At 59.7% G+C, this 4,131-nt stretch carries 4 protein-coding genes; 2 read left to right on the top strand and 2 right to left on the bottom strand.

Going from position 1 to position 4,131, the window contains the following annotated elements; translation table 11 throughout:
- Nucleotides 1-239 precede the first annotated feature (239 nt).
- Nucleotides 240-1,076 carry a tRNA cyclic N6-threonylcarbamoyladenosine(37) synthase TcdA gene (tcdA, locus tag ACRAUW_RS17120; RefSeq protein WP_431363240.1) on the top strand — a complete coding sequence of 279 codons (837 nt, stop codon included), beginning with the start codon at nt 240-242 and terminating at the stop codon, nt 1,074-1,076.
- A gap of 21 nt (nt 1,077-1,097) precedes the next feature.
- On the opposite strand, the gene ACRAUW_RS17125 is transcribed toward tcdA, so the two are convergent.
- Nucleotides 1,098-1,532, bottom strand: a complete 435-nt coding sequence (locus tag ACRAUW_RS17125; RefSeq protein WP_431363241.1) for a SufE family protein — start codon at nt 1,530-1,532, stop codon at nt 1,098-1,100.
- A 13-nt stretch (nt 1,533-1,545) separates the two neighbouring features.
- Nucleotides 1,546-2,766 (bottom strand): SufS family cysteine desulfurase, encoded by a 1,221-nt coding sequence (locus ACRAUW_RS17130; protein ID WP_431363242.1) that lies wholly within the window; start codon nt 2,764-2,766, stop codon nt 1,546-1,548.
- A gap of 181 nt (nt 2,767-2,947) precedes the next feature.
- Here ACRAUW_RS17130 and ACRAUW_RS17135 point away from each other — a divergent pair.
- Nucleotides 2,948-4,131 (top strand): UvrD-helicase domain-containing protein (locus ACRAUW_RS17135; protein ID WP_431363243.1); only part of this gene is annotated, 1,184 nt, incomplete at its 3' end.

The raw sequence follows: 4,131 nt of genomic DNA on the forward strand, positions 1-4,131 counted from the left end.
GATGGTAGTGTGGCATTCGCCATGCGAGAGTAGGACACTGCCAGGCACCCAATTTAAGAACCCCGCTCGATGAGCGGGGTTTTTTATTGGTTGCCATTCAGAAAGTCGGCTGATAATTGACCTTTTATTCTCTCTTCCCTGCCGTTTTCTCTGTTTTTCCTCCCCGATTTTCTCCGGTTATGCCATCGCCGCTGGCGGTGGTTGTCGCTATAATGGCCGCCCTCAAGCAAGGTGGTGGTATGAAAGCAGAATATTTACAGCGATTCGGGGGCATTGCCCGTCTTTATGGACAGAAGGCACTGCGTTCCTTTAGCCAGGCCAAGGTCTGTGTGGTGGGGATCGGCGGCGTGGGCTCCTGGGCGGCGGAGGCGCTGGCCCGTGCCGGTATCAACCAGATCACCCTGATCGACATGGACGATATCTGCATCACCAACACCAATCGCCAGATCCACGCCATGCAGGGGACGGTCGGTCGCCTCAAAACCGAGGTGATGGCCGAGCGTATTCGCGCCATCAATCCGGATTGCGAAGTGATCGAGGTGGACGATTTCGTCACCGCCGACAACCTGGCCGAGCATATCAAGCGAGAGTTTGACTATGTGGTGGACGCCATCGATTCGGTCAAGGCCAAGGTGGCGCTGATTGCCTTCTGCAAGCGCAACAAGATCCCGGTGATTGTAGCGGGTGGTGCTGGCGGGCAGATGGATCCGACCCAAATCACCGTGGCCGATCTGGCCAAGACCATTCAGGATCCGCTCGCTGCGAAGGTTCGCTCTGACCTGCGCCGGTTGCACAACTTCAGCAAGAATCCGGCGCGCAAATTCGGGGTGGAGTGTGTCTTCTCAACCGAGCAGCTGAGTTATCCGGATGGCAATGGCGGTACCTGTCAGGCCAAAGCGGCCAGCGATGGCACCATGAAGATGGATTGCGCCTCCGGTTTTGGCGCCGTGACGCCGGTGACGGCAACCTTCGGGCTGGTTGCCGCGTCCCGGGTATTGAAGAAGATTGCCGAGCGGGGGACCCGCGCCGAGAAAGAGGCCGGGAATGAAGACGTAGGGTCGATTGGCGAAGCCTAATCGACCACTGAACAAGGCGGGTTAGACCGCTTGTTCCCGGATCGCCAGTACGATCGCTCTGAGCCCGTTACCTCGTGACGGGCTCAAGTGTTTCTCAAGTCCCAGTTCGGTGAAATACCTTTCCATATCAAAAGCCTGGATCGCCGCAGCCGATTGATGGTTGAGTGCCGCCAGCACGATGACGATAAGGCCACGCACGATGCGGGCATCGGAATCACAGGCAAAATGCCAGCAGCCATCCTCGCTTTGTTCTCCCTTCAGCCAAGCCTGGCTTTCACACCCCTTGAGGCGGAACTCCTGCTGCTGCCATTCGCCGGGTAGCACCGGCAACTGCTTGCCGAGCTGGATGATGAGCCGGTACTGGTTCTCCCAGCCGTGAGCGGCGGCAAACTGCTGGCGGATGGTGTCGGCGTTGGGCTCAAGGCCAATCTGGGTATAGCTTGCGAGGTCACTCATTCGGTTGTCTGCCTTAGAAGAAGTCACTGAGTTTGTGCAGGGCGGCCAGCAGGGCATCGACATCATCCCGATTGTTGTAGCAGGCCAGCGAGGCGCGCAGGGTACCGCCGATCCCGAGCGATTCCATCAGCGGCATGGCGCAGTGATGGCCGACTCGCAGGGCGATCCCCTGCATATCGAGCAGGGTGGCGGCATCTTGCGGGTGGATGTCGTCGAGCAGGAAAGAGACCGCACCGGCGCGCTGATTGGGTTCGCCGACCAGACGCAGCCTCGGCACCTGTTGCAGGCCAGCGACCAGATAGTCGGTCAGTGTCTGCTCATGGCTGGCGAGCCATTGCCGACCTTGCGCCATCACAAAGTCGATGGCGGCGGCGAGGCCGATAGCGCCAGCGATATGAGGGGTGCCCGCCTCGAACTTGAAGGGCAGGGTATTGAAGGTAGTGCCGCTGAAACTGACCCGATCGATCATCTCGCCACCGGCTTGCCAGGGTGGCATCCGTTCCAGTAGTTCGGTGCGGCCCCACAACACACCGATGCCGGTCGGGCCATAGAGCTTGTGGCCGGAGAAGGCGTAGAAGTCGCAACCGATAGCTTGCACATCCACCTCGAGATGAGCCACCGCCTGGGCACCGTCGATCAGCGTCACGGCGCCAACCGCTTTGGCGGCCGCCACCATCTCTTTGACCGGATTGACGGTACCGAGGGCATTGGAGACGTGGGCCACGCTTACCAGCCGGGTGCGTGGCCCCAGCATGGCGTGATAAGCGGCCAGATCGAGATCGCCCCGCTCATTGAGCGGGATGACCCGGATCACCGCACCTGTGCGTTGGGCGACCAGTTGCCACGGGACGATATTGGCGTGGTGCTCCAGCGTGCTGAGGATGATTTCGTCTCCCGCCTTGAGCTCGCTTATCCCCCAGCTCTGGGCCACCAGATTGATCGCCTCCGTGGTGCCGCGGGTCCAGATCACCTCGTGGCTGCGGGGCGTATTGATAAAGCGGGCGACCGTCTCGCGGGCAGCTTCAAAGGCACGGGTCGCGCGGCCACTCAGGGCGTGAGCGGCGCGGTGCACGTTGGCATTGTCGGCCCGATAGTAGTGAGCGATGGCATCCAGTACCGCTTGCGGTTTCTGGGTGGTGGCGGCGTTGTCCAGATAGACCAGAGGGTGGCCGTTTACCTCCTGCGCCAAGGCCGGAAACTGGCTGCGCAGTTGGTCATGCTGTTGCTGATTCATGCTCCCCTCATCATCCGGAAAAAGTCATCATCTCGAAAGGTCGGCCATGATCCTGAAAATAGCGCCCGAACACAAGGCGCGATAAGCCCGATTGGTGGTTGCCTGCCGTGCAGCAGGTACGGCTCGTCGGGTGATTTCTGGTACAATGCCGCCCCTCATCATAAGCCAAGAGATCCGGCCCATGAAGCTCAACCCCAATCAGAACGAAGCGGTCAAGTATGTTTCCGGCCCTTGCCTGGTGCTGGCGGGTGCCGGATCGGGCAAGACCCGCGTCATCACCAACAAGATTGCCTATCTGGTGCAGCAGTGTGGCTACAACGCGCGCAATATCGCCGCCGTCACCTTTACCAACAAGGCGGCGCGGGAGATGAAGGAGCGGGTTGGCCAGACGCTGGGGCGCAAGGAGGCGCGGGGGCTGATGGTCTCCACCTTCCATACTCTGGGGCTCGAGATCATCCGCCGGGAGCACAAGAGCCTGAATCTCAAGGCGAACTTCTCCCTGTTCGATGACACCGACCAGCTGGCGCTGCTGAAAGAATTGACTGAAGACGAGCTCGACAACGACAAGGACAAGCTCTCGGCCCTTATCAGCCAAATCTCCAACTGGAAGAACGATCTTATCCTGCCCGCCCGCGCCATGCGTATCGCCCGTGGGCCGGAAGAGGTGCTGATGGCCCAGCTCTACGAGCGTTATCACCGGCAGATGGTGGCCTATAACGCGCTGGATTTTGACGACCTTATCGTGATGCCGACCCTGCTGCTCAAGAGCAATCAGGAGGTGCGCGAGCGCTGGCAGAACAAGATCCGTTACCTGCTGGTCGATGAGTACCAAGACACCAACACCAGCCAGTACGAGCTGGTGAAGCAGATCGTCGGCGAGCGGGCCCGTTTTACCGTGGTAGGGGATGATGACCAGTCCATCTACTCCTGGCGCGGTGCCAAGCCGCAGAATCTGGTGCTGCTGAGCGAAGACTTTCCGAACCTGCGGCTCATCAAGCTGGAGCAGAACTATCGCTCCAAGCGGCGGATCCTCAAGTGCGCCAACATCCTGATCGCCAACAACCCGCATGTCTATGACAAGGCGCTCTTCTCCGAGCTGGATGAGGGGGTGAAGCTCAAGGTGCTGTTCGCCAAGAACGAGGAGCACGAAGCGGAGCGGATCGCCGCCGAGATGATGGGACACAAGTTTATGAACCGCACCCGGTTCAAGGATTACGCCATCCTCTATCGGGGCAACCATCAGTCGCGCATCTTCGAGAAGGCGCTGATGACCAACCGGATTCCTTACCGTATCTCCGGCGGCACCTCATTTTTCTCCCGCACCGAGATCAAGGACATCATGGCCTACCTCAAGTTGCTGGTGAA

Source organism: Aeromonas sp. (assembly GCF_050633025.1).
In the GTDB taxonomy this organism is placed as follows: Bacteria; Pseudomonadota; Gammaproteobacteria; order Enterobacterales; family Aeromonadaceae; genus Aeromonas.

Coding starts and splice junctions, on each gene's coding strand:
- ACRAUW_RS17130 (WP_431363242.1), bottom strand. CDS start 2,766: ATGAATCAGCAACAGCATGACCAACTGCGCAGCCAGTTTCCGGCCTTG.
- ACRAUW_RS17125 (WP_431363241.1), bottom strand. CDS start 1,532: ATGAGTGACCTCGCAAGCTATACCCAGATTGGCCTTGAGCCCAACGCC.
- tcdA (WP_431363240.1), top strand. CDS start 240: ATGAAAGCAGAATATTTACAGCGATTCGGGGGCATTGCCCGTCTTTAT.